Origin of the sequence: Winogradskyella sp. PG-2 (assembly GCF_000828715.1) — a bacterium.
In the GTDB taxonomy this organism is placed as follows: Bacteria; Bacteroidota; Bacteroidia; order Flavobacteriales; family Flavobacteriaceae; genus Winogradskyella.
In genome coordinates this window covers 3666525-3684897 of the sequence record NZ_AP014583.1, presented here as the reverse complement: position 1 = coordinate 3684897, position 18373 = coordinate 3666525, and the positions used below count along the sequence as shown (strand labels likewise).

Below are 18373 nucleotides of genomic sequence, written 5' to 3'. Positions count from 1 at the left end.
ATCTACTCTAAAATAAAAGAAATGAAAAAATACCTCAAATTCCTGTTACTTGCTCCCTGTCTTTTGTCAGTTATATGCGACCCATTTGATGATGAAATTGCTTGTGGTTATTCTGATCCAGAAATTTATACGATTGATATAGAAAATACTTCAGAAATTTATACTGAGAATGAAACTATATTTTTAAACGCACAAACATCATCAATGCTTTTTGATGAATGTGATGAGACGGAAGAATTGATGGTTATAGATGATGCTACAGAGTTTAATGGAGGCTTCTTTTTACTAAAGTTAAATAATGAGCTTTCAGGTCTAAATGCTCAGTTAGTAGAAGATTATTCAGTTGAGTATAGTTTAGGTGAGCCATTTTTAGTTGGCAATTGTTTAAAATCTATAAGGTCGTTGCCAGTATTGTCAGATGACAATTTAACTTATAATTATAGGCTTGGGCTTTCGGTTAGTAATCCTGGTGATTACTGCATAGTCAATACAAATAATTTTAATTTTAATATTGAGGTTGAAAATAATGCACAAGTCTACAATACTTACAATACTTTAGATAATGAAATAAAGTTTAATCGTTGTGGTGATGTTTATACCAGAACAGGCACAGAAGGTCACTATTTTTTTAGAGTTCAATAATTCTCGTATTTAATTAGACTTTAATTGTAGCATAAACCTTAATTTCAATAACTTTGGTTTGTGCGAGAAGCGTTTAATCATCATATTAAAAATAAATTACCTTTTCTAAAAGAAAATAGGCTTGTTATTGCTATTTCTGGTGGAATTGACAGTGTAGTTTTGACATATTTATGTAAAACTTCTAATATTAATTTTGCTTTAGCACATTGCAACTTTAACTTAAGAGGTGAGGAAAGTAATGGAGACGAAGAATTTGTTATTGATTTAGCAGAACAATTAGAAGTAGAAGTATTTATACAGAGTTTTGATACGCAGACTTATGCAGACGAGAACAAGTTGTCAATCCAAATGGCTGCACGAGAATTACGGTATAACTGGTTTGCAGAGTTGGCAATACAATTACAATTCGATTATATACTCACTGCACATCAAGCAGATGATAATATTGAAACGTTTTTAATCAATTTTATGCGAGGCACAGGCCTTAATGGATTAACTGGCATTCCAATAATTAATCAAAATATTGTTAGACCATTGCTGCCATTTTCTAGAGATGAATTAATGCTTTATGCTATACATGAAGAAATTAATTGGAGAGAAGATAGTAGTAATTCTTCAAGAAAATATTTAAGAAATAAATTAAGACACGAGGTAATTCCGATTCTAAAAGAAGTAAATCCAAACCTATTAAATAACTTTAGAAAAACGGTTGATAACTTAGGTGATACATTTTCTATTGTTGAGGATAGCATCAAATTGTTAGAGAAAAAGGCAACTATAAGTCATGATAAAAATGCTATAACTTATAAGATATCAAAATTCAAAAAGATGAATAATCCTAAGGCATATATGTTTGAGATATTCAAGGGTTTTGGTTTTACCGAGTGGAATGATCTAGTAGGCTTGTTGAATGCACAATCGGGTAAGCATGTGTTATCTAATACGCATCGATTAGTGAAACATCGTGAACATTTAATTTTAACTGAATTATCTTCTTCGGTACATAGTGAAGAATCTCTTTTGGTGAAAGAAATAAATGAATCAATAAATATTCCGATTGGCCGATTAAAATTCGAACTAGTTAAAACCATTACTACTGCATCTAAATACGAAATTTACATAGATAAAGACAAACTTAAGTTTCCTTTAGAGTTGAGACTTTGGAAAAAAGGAGATTACTTTCATCCGCTTGGAATGAAAGGGAAAAAGAAAATTAGTAAATACCTAAAAGACGAAAAATTATCCTTAGTTGAAAAAGAGAGTGTTTGGGTTTTAACATCAGAAGGTAATATTGTTTGGGTCATAGGAAAGCGTGCAGATAATAGGTTTAGAGTTAAAGATAAAACCATTGATATTTTAAAAATTGAATTAAGTTGATCTTAAAAGGAAATATAGTAGACATAACTAATCGCAAAATATTCAAGGGAGAAATTACCATTGCAAGCGGTATTATTAAAAGTGTTGAAAAAAAAGACTGCGAAGAAAACCACTTTATTTTGCCAGGTTTTATTGATGCACATATTCATATAGAAAGCTCAATGCTTGTACCTTCCGAGTTTGCGAAAATAGCTGTTAAGCATGGTACTGTAGCTACAGTTTCAGATCCTCACGAAATTGCCAACGTACTTGGTGTAAAAGGTGTAGAGTTTATGATTGAAAACGGTAAGCAGACACCATTTAAATTCAATTTTGGTGCACCTTCATGTGTGCCAGCTACAAATTTTGAATCTGCCGGAGCAGTAATAGATTCTGATGATATTAAATCATTAATGGCTAATACAGAAATTAAATACTTAGCTGAAATGATGAATTATCCTGGAGTTATTTATGATGATGCAGAAGTTTTGAAAAAAATAGAATGGGCAAAATATTATAATAAGCCTATTGATGGTCACGCACCAGGACTAGGAGGTGATGATTTAACAAAATATATTTCTGCAGGTATTTCAACGGATCATGAATGTTTTACTTATGATGAAGCTTTAGAGAAACTTCAAAAAGGGATGAAAGTGATTATTCGAGAGGGTAGTGCAGCTAAAAATTTTGAAGCTTTAATAGATTTATTAAATGTACATTATGAAAATATGATGTTCTGCAGTGATGATAAGCATCCTGATGATTTATTGCTAGGTCATATTAATCAACTTTGTGCTAGATCAGTTGCAAAAGGTATAGATGTATTCAAAGTTCTTAAAGCAGCTTGTATAAATCCTGTAAAGCATTATAATCTAGATATTGGTTTATTAAATAAAGGAGATGTTGCTGATTTTATTATAGTAAAGGATTTAAAAGACTTTAAGACATTACAAACCTATATTAATGGTGAATTAGTTTTTAATAATGGTATTTCAAAAATTGTACCTGTAGAATTTGAAAATCTAAACAACTTCAATACATATAAGAAGCAAGTTTCTGATTTTAGATTTGAATCTAGTACAAGACAAATTCGAGTTATTGAATGTTTAGATGGTCAGTTAGTGACAAATGAAATTATAGCGAATAGTACTATTGAAGAAGGTAATCTGGTTTCTAACACAAAAACTGATATTTTAAAAATGGTGGTAGTTAATCGCTATCAAAATGATAAACCAGCTATTGCATTTATCAAAAACTTCGGACTTAAAGAAGGCGCGATTGCATCTTCTGTTGGGCACGATTCTCACAATATTATTGCTATTGGAGTGTCTGATGAAGCAATTTGTAAAGCTGTAAATCTCTTAATTGAAAATGAAGGTGGTATTTGTGCTTTAAGTAATTCTGAAGAGAAAGTGATTGCACTTCCCGTAGCAGGTATTATGAGTGACCAAAATGCAGAAACGATTGGAAAACAATATTCTGAATTAGATAAAATGGCAAAAGTATTAGGCAGTCAACTACATGCACCATATATGAGTCTATCTTTTATGGCATTACTTGTTATTCCGGCTATAAAGTTGAGTGACAAAGGGTTATTTAATGGAAGTGGTTTTAAATTCACATCATTAGAAATTAATTAACACATGCCAATTCTAGAACCAACTTATAAACCACCATTTTGGGCTAAAAAAAGCTTTGTGTCTACAGTATTTTCTGGTTTGGTAAGGAAGGTTAGTGGAGTGGAACAAACAAGGGAACGTATCACCTTACCCGATAATGATTTTTTAGATTTAGATTGGAGTTATGCAGAGAAGAAATCTAATAAAATCATTATTCTTTTACACGGACTAGAGGGACATGCACAACGCCCATATATTACTGGTACTGCAAAGCTGTTTAATGATAATGGTATTGATGCTATTGGTGTTAATTTTAGAGGCTGTAGTGGTGAACCTAATGTATTATATCGTAGTTATCACTCTGGTGCTACAGAAGATTTAGACTCTGTTGTAAAACATGTATTGACTAAAAATCAGTACAATGAAATTTATATAAAAGGTATAAGTCTTGGAGCAAATATGGTTTTAAAATATGTAGGCGAAGGCAATGAGCTGCCTAAGGAAGTTAAAGCTGTAATTGCAGTTTCTGTACCTTGTGATTTAAAAGGTTCTTGTGATGAATTGCTAAGTTTTAAAAATAAACATTACGCAATTAGGTTTTTACAACATTTAAAAGATAAATTAAAACCTAAAATATTACAATTTCCTAACAACATATCTGCTGCAGATTTAAACACAATTAAAACTTTAATAGATTTTGATCATATATACACATCAAAAGCACATGGATTTACAGATGCTTATGATTATTATGACAAGGCAAGTTCATTGCAATTTCTGCCAAATATTAAAGTACCATCTTTAATCATCAATGCACTAAACGATTCTTTTTTATCTCCTGATTGTTTTCCTATAAAGGAAGCAAAAGAGAATCCAAACCTATTCTTAGAAATGCCAAAATATGGTGGGCACGTTGGATTTATATCTAAGAAGAATATTTATTATAACGAACTAAGAGCTTTGGAGTTTGTAAATTAAAAACAATCAATAGCCTTGAATCAATTAATCCAAAGCTATTATGTGTTTTGTAATACAAGCGTTAGTTACACTCAATTCTATGGACTTCTCTAGTCAAACTTCCAACAGGAGGAATTGAATAATCCGTTTCAGGTTGACATTGAACATCTTCACGATTAGTTTCTAAATGTTCAAGTAGCCACTCATTAGTTGTCTCTTCTTGGTATTTAGATTCAACATAAGTGACTTTGTCGCAATCACAAGCACTTTCTTCTAGGGCTTCAGATTCTGGCGAACAACCGAAAAAGGTTACACTAAAGATAAGTGCCAACACTAACATTAGGGGTAGTTGTTTTTTCATATTGAGTAAATTTGGGATGGTAAACATAGAATTAATTTTAATATAATCCACAAAGCGTATCAATTATTCGATGAAATGCATTCTTTGTTTATGCCAAACGAATTGATTTTAAGTCAGTTTTTTATTACAATCCTTTTCCATACATTTAAAGAAAATCAATCTTTTTATGCTCAAAAAAGTTTTTGCTAGTGCCGTTTTTGGTGTAGAAGCTTCAACAATAACAGTGGAGGTTAACATAGATAAAGGTGTTGGGTATCACTTAGTAGGATTACCTGATAATGCTATAAAAGAAAGTAATTATCGTATCGCAGCTGCACTTCAGAATAACGATTATAGAATTCCGGGTAAAAAGATTACAATCAATATGGCGCCAGCTGATTTACGAAAAGAAGGTTCTGCCTATGATTTAACTTTAGCTATTGGTATTCTAGCGGCTTCTGGACAAATAAAAGCTGAAGACCTCGATGATTACCTAATTATGGGTGAGTTGTCCTTAGATGGAAGCTTACAACCTATAAAGGGTGCTTTACCAATTGCTATTAAGGCTAGAGAAGAAGGTTTTAAAGGGTTTATATTGCCAATGCAAAATGCAAAAGAAGCTGCAATAGTGGATGATTTAAAAGTCTATGGTATTGATAATATAACACAAGTCATAAACCATTTTGATAAAGGGGAAACTCTAGAGCAAACTATAATAAATACACGAGAAGAATTTTATAAGAATCTCGACTTCCCAGAATTTGATTTTGCGGATGTAAAAGGACAAGAAAGTATTAAACGCTGTATGGAAATTGCAGCAGCAGGAGGCCATAACATCATTCTTATTGGGCCACCAGGTTCAGGTAAAACCATGTTAGCAAAACGATTACCTTCTATTCTTCCGCCAATGACACTTCATGAGGCTTTGGAAACTACAAAAATACATTCAGTAGTTGGCAGAGTAAAAGCACATGCAGGATTAATGGCTCAGAGACCGTTTAGAAGTCCACATCATACAATTAGCAATGTAGCATTAGTAGGCGGAGGAAGCTACCCTCAGCCAGGCGAAATCTCATTATCTCATAATGGAGTTTTGTTTTTAGATGAATTACCAGAATTCAAGCGCGAAGTTTTAGAAGTAATGCGTCAGCCGCTTGAAGATAGAGAAGTTACGATCTCTAGAGCAAAGTTTACTGTGACTTATCCGTCTTCATTTATGTTGGTGGCAAGTATGAATCCGAGTCCTAGTGGTTATTTTAACGATCCAGATTCTCCAATTACATCTTCACCAGCAGAAATGCAGCGTTATATGGGAAAGATTTCTGGACCACTTTTAGACCGAATAGATATACACATTGAAGTGACTCCTGTACCTTTTGAGAAGCTTTCAGATGATAGAAAGGGGGAATCTTCAGTAGATATTAGAAGGCGTGTGACTAAAGCAAGAGAAAATCAAACTGAGCGCTTTAAGGATTTAGAGAATATTCACTACAACGCACAAATGAATACTAAACAGATCCGTGAATATTGCAAATTAGATGAAGCATCATTACAACTATTAAAATCGGCCATGGAACGCTTAAATTTATCTGCTAGAGCTTATGACAGAATATTAAAAGTATCTAGAACTATTGCAGATTTAGGAGGGTCTCATGATGTGTTGGGAGCTCATATTAGTGAAGCGATTCAGTATCGTAGTTTAGATCGTGAGGGTTGGTTGGGTTAATCGTCTTTTAAAAAGTAATTAGAAACGTTTTCGTTACCAATGTTATGTCTCCATTCAAAAGCTAATTCTTTTCCAATAATATAGCTATAACTTTTTGAGGCTATTTTACCAGATGGATCTTTTTCAAAAGCCATAATCGTACCTAATCTGGTTAAATCCATATAGCGATTTTCTGAGATTGGTAATAATTCAACCTTTGCCAATTCAGTATTATTGTCTTTACGTTGATAGTAAAACTTTTCGTCTTCTACCCAAAATTTTCTTGGACCATAATCACCCGAAAATGTTATATTTTGCATTTGTATAGAATCTTTACTTTTTATATAGCTCAAATATCCAAGAGCATTAGATAAATAGGCATGCTTTGGGTTTTTATTAAGAGCAATTTCATATAACCTTAAGGCTTCTTCGGAATTTCCATTGTCAAAGGCCTTATGAGCTTTTAATATAGTATCATCTTCTTTCCAATACCAATAAGAGTTAATATTATCACGATTATTGATTTCTTGAAAATTAATCCCTATTGGTTTTCCAGATTCATTTAACACCAAATTATGTTTATATGTTTCATTATTTATAAATCCAGAAACAAGACAATTTTCACCAGCAGGCAGAAGCGCATGCATTCTTTGATTTTTTATATATTGTATGAGTCTATTATTTTCAATCCAATAGGTGTTTACTTGTTCATTAAAACTAGCGCGATAGGAACCTTCAAACTTTTTAAATTTCGAAATATCATAACCATTCTTTTTTAAATATTGAGTAGCAGAATCATAGACTTTAGTTCTGTTTTTATAATTTGGGTAAGGAGAATTTATATCTTCTAAGAGTGTTTCAGCTTTTTTGAATTCTCCTTTAAATAATAGTGGCTGAAGCCTAAAAATCTTTAAGTTAGGACTGATTATTTCATATTTTTTAATTTCATTGATTAACATATCATCATTACCACTCACCATTGCTGCTATGGCAAGATTTGTTCCTGTATCAGGATTCTGATCCATGTCAAATAATTTCCCAGAAGACTCAAAGAATTTATCTGTTTGTTTGGTTTCACCGTAAATGCTGAATAAAACTTGATTATAGAATGAATTGTGCGGGTCGACTTCTAATTGAAGTTTTACTTGCTCTGCTGCATCATCAAAATTTTCATAAGCTAAATTATGTTGTATATGTACTTCTAACTGTTTTTGAAGTGGCAATCTGCTTCTGTTATCAAATGCTTTATCTGCTAAGTCTTGAACCTCTAATTTGCCACGGCTAACTCTGAGAGATCGTTTTGCATATTCTAGGTAGGCTAAAGCAAAATTTTTATCAATAGTAACTGCCTTGCTATAATTTCCATTGAGATATTCTTTAATAGCGTCTATAGAGTCACTCATAAACTCATTAATTGGGTAATCTAAGTAACGTAATTGTTTCGTTTCAGTAAAGCCTGAGTTTTCGGTAATAAAAACGGTTATTTCATCAATTAACGGTAATAAATCTGAGCCTGAAAACAATTGTTCTTTGAGTATTTTTCCATTTGTAGATTTTCGTTTATAAGCAGTAATATGATAATTATCTCCATCTTTTTTATAACTACCATCGATGTAAAAGTCATTAAATAGAGAAGACTCCTCAATTTTAGTTGATGTATTTGTATAAAAACCAAAATCAGGACTTAAGCTCTTATTCTGATGTAAATCTTCTTCTAATAACCGTCCTATTCCATATCTTAACCAATCTAAAGACTTGTCTTTATCTAAATTTTTAAAACCATAAATAGGTACACCAATCCTAAATTCTTCTTTAGTAATTGTTTCACTTTTTGCTAGACCTTGCTCATCTGTATATTGAATTTCTTTTGTAGTAGCGCCAAGGTCACTATTCCCAAACCCAAAGTATAATGCAATAATGAGAATGATGATATTAAGAGGGATAATAATCTTTTCTCTAAGTTTTAATATGCGTTTACTCAAACGCTCTTGATGATAAAAGTAAATTAGAAGCGATGGAGTAATTCCTAAGAATAACCATAATAAAATGTCCACCCAATGAGGTGAAATATTATAACGGTTAAGAATCCAATCTACAAATTGAAGAAATGTCCAGGCAGCTACTAAATATGCTGCTAAAAACTTAAGTGTATTTAACCATTTTTTTTGCTGCTTTTTTTTCTGTCATCTTCTATTTGAGATAATAACGATTGAATTTATTCTGAAAGATAAATAATATTGAGGAATTAGAAGTGTAGAGTCGAAAAAAATGAAATGTAAATATCGTATTTTTGAGATATACGAAAATGATTAACCAGATGAAAAACTATTACCTATTATTTTTTGGAATTTTAATTCTTAGTTGTAATGAAGTAAAGAAAGAGATAACAGAGTCTAATGTTGAAGTTGATATTGTTAAGATACCTATCCTCAATTTAGAGGAGGCAGATAGACTTACTCAACTACCACTGCATTGTATGAATACTGAATATCCGAATAAACTTAATCAAACTATAGGAGGAGATTCTGACTTAAAAACACCTAAAGAGTTACATCCAACTTTTTATGGTTGTTTTGATTGGCACTCGGCCGTTCATGGTCATTGGAGTTTGGTGAGTTTGCTAAAGAATTTTCCTAAATTAGATAATAGAGCCATCATTGAGCAAAAACTACTTCAAAATATATCTAAAGGGAATATAAAACACGAGCTTTTGTATTTTGAAGGACAGTATAATAAATCTTTTGAACGCACTTATGGTTGGGCATGGTTACTAAAACTTGCTGAAGAATTACACACGTGGGATAGCGAAGTAGCTAGAGAATTAGAGGCTAACCTTCAACCATTGACAGATTTAATAGTCCACAAATATATTGAGTTTTTGCCAAAGCTTAATTACCCGATTAGGGTGGGAGAACATCCAAATACAGCTTTTGGATTAAGCTTTGCTTATGACTATGCAGCTACATTAGATAACGAAGAATTGGCGACTTTAATTGAAAATCGAGCAAAAGAGTTTTATAGTAATGATAGTGATTGTCCAATAAGTTGGGAACCTAGTGGTTTTGATTTTCTATCACCTTGTTTAGAAGAAGCAGCTTTAATGAAACGTGTCTTAGAGTTAAACGATTTTAAAGTTTGGGTTAACGATTTTATGCCTCAACTAAAAGATGAATCATTTCAATTAGGTGTAGGTGAAGTATCAGATAGAACCGATGGAAAGCTAGTTCATCTCGATGGTGTCAATTTCTCCAGAGCTTGGAGTTTAAATTATATTGCTAAAGATTTACCAGAATATAAACATCTTGGTAATGTGGCTAACCAACATATCAATTATTCCTTACCAAGTATAGTTGGTGATAGCTATGAAGGTGGTCATTGGTTAGGTAGTTTTGCTATTTATGCGCTCAATTCTATAAATGACTAATGAAAAAGTTTTTTAAGAATATTGGCCCTGGGCCTTTAGTTGCTGCAGCTTTTATTGGGCCAGGAACTGTTACAGTTTGTACACTTGCAGGTGTTAATTTTGGTTATGCATTGTTGTGGGCAATGGTGTTGTCAATATTTGCTACTGTTGTGCTTCAAGAGATGGCTGCACGCTTAGGTATTGTGTCTCAAAAAGGGTTGTCAGAAATTATAAGAGCTGAAATTAAGAATCCTGCAATACGTGGTTTCGCTATTATTTTAATATTGAGTGCTATCGTTATTGGTAATGCTGCATACGAAGCGGGAAACATAAGTGGTGGAGCATTAGGAATGCAAACATTATTTGGTAATCCTATTTTGGAATTAGGAAGTTTAAAACTTAATATAATGAGCTTAACTATTGGCTTTTTTGCTTTTGTATTGCTTTTTATAGGTAATTATAAAGTATTGGAAAAGGTATTAGTTTTTCTTGTTTTATTGATGAGCCTAGCATTTTTAACAACAGCCATTATTACAAAACCGAATTTATTAGAAATTGCTAAAAGTATAATTGTTCCAAAATTTCCAGAGGGAAGTATTTTAACAATAATTGGTTTGATAGGTACTACTGTAGTGCCATATAATTTATTCTTGCATGCTTCGCTTGCAAAAACAAAATGGAAAAATAAGAGTGATTTAAGTTTTGCAAGAAAAGACACGATTATGGCTGTTGTTTTAGGTGGAATTGTGTCTATGTGTATTATGATATCAGCTTCGTCAATTACAAATCAAGAGATTTCTAATGCATCAGACTTGGCTAAAGGTTTAGAACCTTTGTTTGGTGTTAATGCTAAATATTTTCTTTCTATTGGATTATTTGCTGCTGGTATTACAAGTGCCATAACTGCACCTTTAGCTGCGGCTTTTGTCGCTTGTGGTTGTTTGGGGTGGTCTGCTAATTTAAAGTCAAGAAAGTTTAGAGCGGTTTGGATGTTTATATTAGGTTTAGGAGTTGTATTCTCTACAATTGGTTTTAAATCTATTGAAATTATAAAGTTTGCTCAAGTTGCTAATGGCTTGTTATTACCAATAATAGCTGGTTTTTTACTTTGGGTAATGAATAAATCTTCAGTGTTAGGATCTTATAAAAACTCAAAGCTTCAAAATATATTAGGTGTAGTGATACAAGTAATCAATATATTCTTGGGAGTAAAAGGCATTCTTAGTGTCTTTAAATTAATATAAATGACTGATACATTACAAATAGATATTAATGCAGATGTTGGTGAGGGTATTGGTAACGAATCTAAGCTTATGCCTTATTTGTCTTCATGTAACATAGCTTGTGGTGGTCATGCTGGTGATGAATTAACAATTATGGAAGTGGTTAAACTTGCTAAGAAACACAATGTGAAAGTTGGTGCACATCCTTCATTTCCTGATAAAGCTAATTTCGGAAGATTGGAAATCGATATCTCTGCAGAAGATTTATATAGCAGTCTAAAACAACAAGTTAGCAGCTTGCAAAGAGTATTGCATAACGAAACTGTGCAATTGCACCATATTAAACCACATGGTGCACTCTATAACCTTGCTAGTAAAGACGAAAGAATTGCAAAAGTTGTGATTGAGCTTATAAAAAGTTTGTCTTTTCCTATTAAACTTTATGCGCCATTTAATTCTGTAATCACCAAATTGGCAATTGCTGAAAATATAGAGGTTGTTTATGAAGGTTTTGCTGATAGAAATTATAATGAAGACTTATCCTTAGTGTCTCGAAAAAATCGCAATGCAGTACTAAATGATAATGAAGTGATTTTGAATCATGTTTTAAGAATAATAAGATATCAAAAAGTCAAAGCTATAAGTGGAGTAGAAGTGCCTCTAAAAATAGAAACTTTATGTGTGCATGGAGACGCAAAAAGCGCAGTAGATATTTTAAAGTATTTGAACCTAGAATTACCGAAAAATAGAATTAAAATTCAATAATAAATTATGGAGTTTAAACTTCAATATTCGCAATTAAATGAGTACTCTATTTTAATAGAATGGCCAGTGATTATTGATGAAAAAATGCTAAAAAACATTTTAAATTTTAAAAATGCTATTCATAAAAAATACTCTAAACAAAAAGTTGAAGTAATTAACACATATAATTCAATATTAATTATTTATGATTTCAATATTAATGATGCCACTAGTGAGTTTGAAATGTTAAAAAGCCTATTTTTAGATAAAACTAACTACTCTGAATCAAAACCTCATATTTGGGAAGTACCTGTTTGTTATGACGATGAATTCGGAGTAGATTTAGAGCATTTTTCTAATCTTAAAAAACTGTCTATTTCAGAAATTATACAATTGCATTCAGAAGCAATTTATACTGTTTATTTTATTGGTTTTTTACCTGGCTTTTTATACTTAGGTGGATTAAATTCTAATCTATTTTTAGACCGTAAAACTGCACCAAAACTTAATGTGAAGGAAGGTTCAGTTGCTATAGGTGGACAGCAAACTGGGATCTATCCACAAGATAGTCCTGGTGGCTGGCATATTATTGGAAATTCCCCAATAAAATTATTTAATTCAAATCAAAATCCACCTTGCAATATTAAAGCAGGCGATAAAGTTAAGTTTGTACCCATTTCAAACACGGGGTATAAGCATATCCAATTAGATATCATGCAATCAGAATATCAATTAAAGTCAATAAAAATAGATGCTTAAGGTTTTAAAATCTGGATTTTATACAAGTATTCAAGATAAAGGCCGTTTTGGACAGCGTAATTATGGTGTTCCGGTTTCTGGTGTAATGGATTCATATTCTAGTCAGTTTGCTAATGCGATCATTGGTAACTCTAAAGAGGCAGCTGTTATAGAGATTACAATGACTGGTCCTAGCTTGCAATTTTTGAAACCAACAATAATTGCGATCTCTGGCGCGAACATTCAACCGCAACTTAACAACGTTGATGTAGAAATGAATTTATGCATTTCAATAAAAGCTAATGACATATTAAGCTTTGGAAGATTAAAGACAGGTTTTAGAGCCTATTTAGCCGTTAAAGATGGTTTTCAAAGTCCATTAGTTTTAGGAAGTAGAAGTATGTATAAAGCGATTACTATTGATAATAGAATTCAAGGCGGTGATATCATAGAATATGAGAGTTATGATGTTAATAATCAAAGTGCCAATGCTACCATTAAATGTATTAACGAAATAATTGAGCTTTCTACATTAGAAGTATATAAAGGCCCTGAATTCAATAAATTGGCAGATGATAAACAAAAACAACTTTTAGAAATAACTTTTAAGGTCTCTAAACTTAATAGTAGAATGGCTTATCAATTAGAACCGATTATTGAAAATAACTTGGAACAAATTTTAACGGCTCCAGTTTTACCAGGAACTTTACAGTTAACTCCTTCAGGGCAATTAATTGTATTAATGAGAGATTGTCAAACTACAGGTGGTTATCCTAGAGTATTGCAATTAACTGAGAAATCAATAAATATCTTAAGTCAGAAAACGACAGGAAGTAACTTAAAAATCAGACTAAAAGTTTAGTTTCGTAAGAAAATTTGTAATAAAATTTGTAATCGGCAATAAAATTTTCTAATTTTAAATATTATTCTTATAACCCTTAATTAGTAAACTAAATACTAATTATTAAATTAACTAAAAATGAGCAATCCTAAAGGCTTAATTTCGCCAGATCAGGCGAAAGAACTAAACAATGCATTTACTGAAAGATGTGAACTTATCAGCAGTAAGATTACTAATAGACCAGATAATAGGTCGTCATGGTATTCTTTGGATGATTTAAGAACTTTTCTGGATTTAGCCGAAGCACAGGCTAAAGATCTAGGTTACGAAATGGATGGTGTTAGAATATATTGTGGTGCTTATCCAACACAAAATGGTCAAGCTGGTTATTCTACTTCTTTTTTAGTCCCTACTTCAAGTAATAAGATCGGGGATGCTGAAGGGGATAATAGTCATGACATACAAGGTGCAAATGGCTTAAATATTGGATCTGAAGGGAGACCACCAGGAGCTAATTATCCACAGTAGGTATAACTTGTTTTTTTAATGGCTATGATATGAAAATATTATAGCCTAATTAAAGTAAATTAATTTAATTATAAAAAATTCAGTACTGCTAATTGTTGGTGTTATTTTTGGTGCATTAGTCATGTATTTCTATTGTTCTCAAGAAAATGAAGAAATGATTATGGAAGAAGTATCTATTCCTTAAGGTATTATAACACCAAAAGAAGCCAAGACTTTAGATCAGGCCTATAATTTGAAACATAAAATAATTAATGATTCATTATTTCGTAAGTCCACCACTCGTGGTGATAATAGATCATCTTGGTGGTCGATTGAGGATATACAGAATTATATTAATTATGCAGAGAATCAAGCAGGTGAACTTGGTTATACGATGGATGGTCTTAGGATTTATTTGGGGTCCTATCCAAATTCAAAAGGAGAAACAGGATTAACTACGTTGTTTTTATACCTACTGGTAAAAAGAATATATCAAAAGGAAGTATAGTACCGTTTTTTCAGGGAGGCGCAACTGATATCCCAGGAGGATATGGACTGAATAAAGGTGAAAATGGAAACCCTCCTGGAGCTAACTATCCTAACTAACTTAATTGTATCAACTAATTTAGAATGACGAATTTCGATTTCCTTTTTCATTTATTGGAATTGGTTGCTGCTTTAACTTCATCTCTTTATTGGTTGAAAACAAAAGATGATACTATAAGGCCTTTTGTTTGGTATTTATGGTTTATTGTTTTTGTTGAGACTTTAGCTATGTATCCATATTTATATGATATTACTGACAATTCATTTATTGCAAGTGTCAAAAATTCTAAATTTTATCGAAATTCTTGGCTCTATAATTTATACAATCCTGTAACTATATTTCTTATTGGAAAGTTTATGATTAAAAATACAAATACAGCTTTTTCTCATAAAATTATTAAATATTTAGTCTTTTGTTATACTCTATTTTGCGTTGGCTTTTTCTTAGTTGGAGACAATTTTTTTAAAATGGGACTTCCATACGATAGCGTTATCTATACCTTTATTATTTTTACTATGGTTATGCTCTATTTAAGAGAATTAATGCAAAGTAATGACATATTGAATTTTTATAAATCTCCAGTTTTTTACGTTAGTATAGCATTATTGTTATGGTATATTTGTTTAACACCATTATTTATTTTTAATGCTTTTTATTTAAAGGTTAATAAAGAATTTATTTTTTTTAGAAGTTTGTTCTTAGATATATCTAATATAATTTTGTATTCATGGTACACATTTGCATTTTTATATTCGCTGCGGTTCAAGATGAAATTAGCCAAGAGCTAATAGCCCTAATAGCTTACGTGGCGTTTTTTGTTTTAGTTTTAATAGTCGTATTTGTACTTTTTTTTACAATTTTCCAAAAACGAAAAAACCAACTAATTATAGATCGAATCGAGCAAGAAAAAAAGTTCGAGGAAGAACTAGTTAGAACTCAGCAAGAAATACAAGAAGAAACCTTAAAACACGTAGGTAGAGAGTTACATGATAATGTAGGGCAAATGCTCGCTTTGGCTTCAATGCAAATGAAAGCAGTTTCAAGGATTGTTGATGATGAGGTTAAGACTAAGGTTGATAATGCATCTGAAGCTTTAAAAGAGACCTTAACTGAAGTAAGGACTTTATCTAAGTCTCTAAATAGTGATGTGATATTTAATTTAGGTTTTGAAGCTGTAGTTAAAAATGAAATAGAACGTTTAAATAAAACAGGTTTAATACAATCTAGTATAGCTATTACTGGGAATAAGGTAAATTTTGAGAACGAAAAGGATGAAACCATTTTATTCCGTATTCTTCAAGAATTTTCGTCTAATACACTCAAATACGCTGAAGCAGAGCATTTAAACATTAGCATAAATTATTTTGAGGACAAACTTGAAATTAGTATTGAAGATGATGGTTCTGGATTTGACTTGAATACTGTAGAAAAAGGTTCAGGTTTAATTAATATGGAAAAAAGAGCTGAGCTTATTAATACTAATTTTCAATTAGAGTCTCAACTAAATAAGGGCACAATCCTGCACTTAGTTTATCCATACAGAACACTTTAATTATTACAAGCATTCCAAAGTGGATCTCTGGGTAGAGGTGCCACTATATTAATATCCTCTTTTTTTACTGGGTGAATAAATCGTAAGGTTCTGGCATGTAAACTAATACTTGCGTCTTTATTACTGCGATCAAAACCATATTTCAAATCTCCTTTAATAGGACATCCAATAGAACTTAATTGCGCACGTATTTGATGATGCCTTCCTGTTTCTAAGTCAATCTCTAACAAATAGAAATTTTCAAGTTTTTTAATGATTTGATAATGGAGTATAGCCTTTTTACTTCCTTCCACTTCTTTATCGTACGCTTTTGATTTGTTGTTTTTTGAATTCTTTTTTAACCAATGAATGAGTGTATCTTTTGTTTTAGGTGGTGTCTTCTTTACCAAAGCCCAATAGGTTTTTTTAGCTTTCTTTTCGGCAAAAAGTTTGTTTAGTCGAGGTAAAGCCTTGCTAGTCTTTGAAAAAAGTACAATACCAGTTGTAGGGCGATCTAAACGATGTACAACACCTAAATATACATTACCAGGTTTGTTATATTTTTCAGCAATATATTCTTTTACAACTTCACTTAAAGGCTTATCACCAGTTTTGTCTCCTTGTACAATATCACCAGCACGTTTATTTACAACAATGATATGATTGTCTTCATGTATGACTTGAAGATTATATTTGTTGGATAAAATTTTAGACATACCCGAAAAATTTTAATACAAATAAATTTAGGAAAGCAAAAATTGCAAAAATGATGAGATTCCCCACTAAACCGATAGACTTTTTATAATCATTTTGCTCTTTCTTGATAAAGGAGACTATTCCAAAAATTACACCCAATAAAATTGTGAAATGATATAAAAATGTTATCAGGCTGTTATCAATAATAAAGGATAAAATTATTAAAATTAGAGAATAGATGAATAGTCTGTAGGACCAATTTTTATAAATCACAATTTATTTTTGAATATGCTTTAATGTATTTATTATTCTAGTATTGTTCCTTATCATTAGGAAAATCACCACGCTTAACATCTTCACCATATTGAGAAAAAGCATTCGTCATTTCTTCATATAAATTCATGTAACGACGCAAAAAACGTGGATTAAATTCATGAGTCATACCAACCATATCATGTGTTACTAAAACTTGTCCATCAACTCCATTACCTGCACCAATACCAATCACAGGTATAGAAACACTTTCTGCAACCTCTTTTGCTAAAGTGGCTGGAATTTTTTCTAATACAATACCAAAACAGCCGGCTTTTTCTAACATTAGTGCGTCTTCTTTTAATTGTTTGGCTTCTTGTTCTTCTTTGGCTCTTACAGTGTAGGTACCAAATTTATAAATGGATTGCGGTGTTAATCCTAAATGTCCCATTACAGGAATTCCAGCATTTAGAATACGTTTAATAGATTCTTTGACTTCTTTTCCTCCTTCCATTTTAACTGCATGTCCACCAGATTCTTTCATAATTCTAATAGCAGATCGTAAGGCTTCTTTAGGATCACTTTGATAACTACCAAAAGGTAAGTCTACAACAACTAAACAGCGATCTATGGCTCTAACGACAGAAGAAGCATGATATATCATTTGATCTAATGTAATTGGTAATGTGGTTTCATGACCAGCCATTACGTTACTTGCAGAATCACCAACTAAAATTACATCTATACCAGCACCATCAACGATTTTTGCCATGGTATAATCATAAGCAGTAAGCATAGATATCTTTTCACCTCTAGACTTCATGTCTACTAATGATTTTACTGTAATTCTTTTGTATTCATTTTTTGCTACAGACATTATCTTTATTTTAGTATTCGTAAAAATAATGAGTTTTGTTAAACTTTTGTTTATTTAACAGATAAATACTGTTGAATTCCTATTTTGAAATAAAATTATAATAATCATGAAATACCTATTACTTATGTTCATCTTATGCTTAGGTATAAATGTTAACGATCAAAAGTCTGAATCAGAAAATGTAAAAGCAAAGATTATTGAGTTCTTCGATGCATTCCATAAACAAGATTCTACGGCTTTAGAATCTATGGTTATGGATAATATTATATTACATCAATATCAACTAATAAAGACGGTAAGACAGTATTAAAGGAAGACGATTTTAATAAATTTATAAAATCTATTGCTAGTATTCCAAAAGACAGAAAATTTGAAGAAAAACTCTTAGATTTTAG

Annotated in this window: 18 protein-coding genes; 14 read left to right on the top strand and 4 right to left on the bottom strand. The window is 31.5% G+C overall.

Features of this window, described 5'->3' with window-relative positions:
* Positions 1–21 precede the first annotated feature (21 nt).
* The 4 genes from WPG_RS16600 to WPG_RS16585 are packed head-to-tail and all read left to right on the top strand — an operon-like array spanning position 22 to position 4595.
* Positions 22–642, top strand: a complete 621-nt coding sequence (locus tag WPG_RS16600; RefSeq protein WP_144374501.1) for a hypothetical protein — start codon at positions 22–24, stop codon at positions 640–642.
* Positions 643–702: 60 nt separating this feature from the next.
* The gene (gene tilS / locus WPG_RS16595; RefSeq protein ID WP_045474759.1) at positions 703–2019 is read left to right on the top strand and encodes a tRNA lysidine(34) synthetase TilS; all 1317 of its coding nucleotides are present in this window, start codon (positions 703–705) and stop codon (positions 2017–2019) included.
* Entirely contained in the window at positions 2016–3638 is a 1623-nt protein-coding gene (ade, locus tag WPG_RS16590) for an adenine deaminase (protein WP_045474757.1), read from the top strand. Before tilS ends, ade begins: the two co-directional genes overlap by 4 nt.
* A 3-nt stretch (positions 3639–3641) precedes the next feature.
* Positions 3642–4595 carry a YheT family hydrolase gene (locus tag WPG_RS16585; protein WP_045474755.1) on the top strand — a complete coding sequence of 318 codons (954 nt, stop codon included), beginning with the start codon at positions 3642–3644 and terminating at the stop codon, positions 4593–4595.
* A gap of 61 nt (positions 4596–4656) precedes the next feature.
* Here WPG_RS16585 and WPG_RS16580 read toward each other — a convergent pair whose 3' ends face one another.
* Positions 4657–4935: a hypothetical protein gene (locus tag WPG_RS16580; RefSeq protein ID WP_144374500.1), complete on the bottom strand. Its 279-nt coding sequence runs from the start codon at positions 4933–4935 to the stop codon at positions 4657–4659.
* Between the two features lie 166 nt (positions 4936–5101).
* Here WPG_RS16580 and WPG_RS16575 point away from each other — a divergent pair, with 166 nt between their 5' ends.
* Complete coding sequence (locus WPG_RS16575) at positions 5102–6640, top strand: YifB family Mg chelatase-like AAA ATPase (RefSeq protein WP_045474751.1); 1539 nt, start codon at positions 5102–5104, stop codon at positions 6638–6640.
* On the opposite strand, the gene WPG_RS16570 is transcribed toward WPG_RS16575, so the two are convergent.
* The gene (locus WPG_RS16570) at positions 6637–8673 is read right to left on the bottom strand and encodes a hypothetical protein (protein ID WP_045474749.1); all 2037 of its coding nucleotides are present in this window, start codon (positions 8671–8673) and stop codon (positions 6637–6639) included. The genes WPG_RS16575 and WPG_RS16570 overlap by 4 nt on opposite strands.
* Positions 8674–8936: 263 nt before the next feature.
* Here WPG_RS16570 and WPG_RS16565 point away from each other — a divergent pair, with 263 nt between their 5' ends.
* The 8 genes from WPG_RS16565 (at position 8937) to WPG_RS16525 (ending at position 16174) form a co-directional block, all read left to right on the top strand.
* Positions 8937–10043, top strand: coding sequence for a DUF2891 domain-containing protein (locus tag WPG_RS16565; protein WP_045474747.1), 1107 nt, complete (start codon positions 8937–8939; stop codon positions 10041–10043).
* Entirely contained in the window at positions 10043–11266 is a 1224-nt protein-coding gene (locus WPG_RS16560) for an Nramp family divalent metal transporter (RefSeq protein WP_045474745.1), read from the top strand. The genes WPG_RS16565 and WPG_RS16560 overlap by 1 nt, the downstream gene beginning before the upstream one ends.
* A complete protein-coding gene (gene pxpA / locus WPG_RS16555) occupies positions 11267–12010 on the top strand; it encodes a 5-oxoprolinase subunit PxpA (protein ID WP_045474743.1) in 744 nt (247 codons plus the stop codon).
* Positions 12011–12016: 6 nt separating this feature from the next.
* Positions 12017–12748, top strand: coding sequence for a 5-oxoprolinase subunit PxpB (gene pxpB / locus WPG_RS16550; protein WP_045474740.1), 732 nt, complete (start codon positions 12017–12019; stop codon positions 12746–12748).
* The gene (locus WPG_RS16545) at positions 12741–13589 is read left to right on the top strand and encodes a biotin-dependent carboxyltransferase family protein (protein ID WP_045474738.1); all 849 of its coding nucleotides are present in this window, start codon (positions 12741–12743) and stop codon (positions 13587–13589) included. The genes pxpB and WPG_RS16545 overlap by 8 nt, the downstream gene beginning before the upstream one ends.
* 117 nt (positions 13590–13706) lie before the next feature.
* The gene (locus WPG_RS16540) at positions 13707–14096 is read left to right on the top strand and encodes a hypothetical protein (protein ID WP_045474735.1); all 390 of its coding nucleotides are present in this window, start codon (positions 13707–13709) and stop codon (positions 14094–14096) included.
* 232 nt (positions 14097–14328) lie between these two features.
* Positions 14329–14583 (top strand): hypothetical protein, encoded by a 255-nt coding sequence (locus WPG_RS18740; protein WP_231850219.1) that lies wholly within the window; start codon positions 14329–14331, stop codon positions 14581–14583.
* Between the two features lie 766 nt (positions 14584–15349).
* Positions 15350–16174, top strand: coding sequence for a sensor histidine kinase (locus WPG_RS16525; RefSeq protein WP_045474730.1), 825 nt, complete (start codon positions 15350–15352; stop codon positions 16172–16174).
* Here the strand turns inward: WPG_RS16525 and WPG_RS16520 are convergent.
* Both WPG_RS16520 and panB read right to left on the bottom strand, forming a co-directional pair.
* Positions 16171–16869: an RluA family pseudouridine synthase gene (locus WPG_RS16520; RefSeq protein WP_045474728.1), complete on the bottom strand. Its 699-nt coding sequence runs from the start codon at positions 16867–16869 to the stop codon at positions 16171–16173. The genes WPG_RS16525 and WPG_RS16520 overlap by 4 nt on opposite strands.
* 290 nt (positions 16870–17159) lie before the next feature.
* Positions 17160–17978, bottom strand: coding sequence for a 3-methyl-2-oxobutanoate hydroxymethyltransferase (gene panB, locus WPG_RS16515; protein WP_045474725.1), 819 nt, complete (start codon positions 17976–17978; stop codon positions 17160–17162).
* A gap of 106 nt (positions 17979–18084) precedes the next feature.
* Here panB and WPG_RS18735 point away from each other — a divergent pair, with 106 nt between their 5' ends.
* On the top strand, positions 18085–18288 hold the full coding sequence (locus tag WPG_RS18735; protein WP_231850218.1) for a hypothetical protein: 204 nt from the start codon (positions 18085–18087) through the stop codon (positions 18286–18288).
* Positions 18289–18373: the final 85 nt, after the last annotated feature.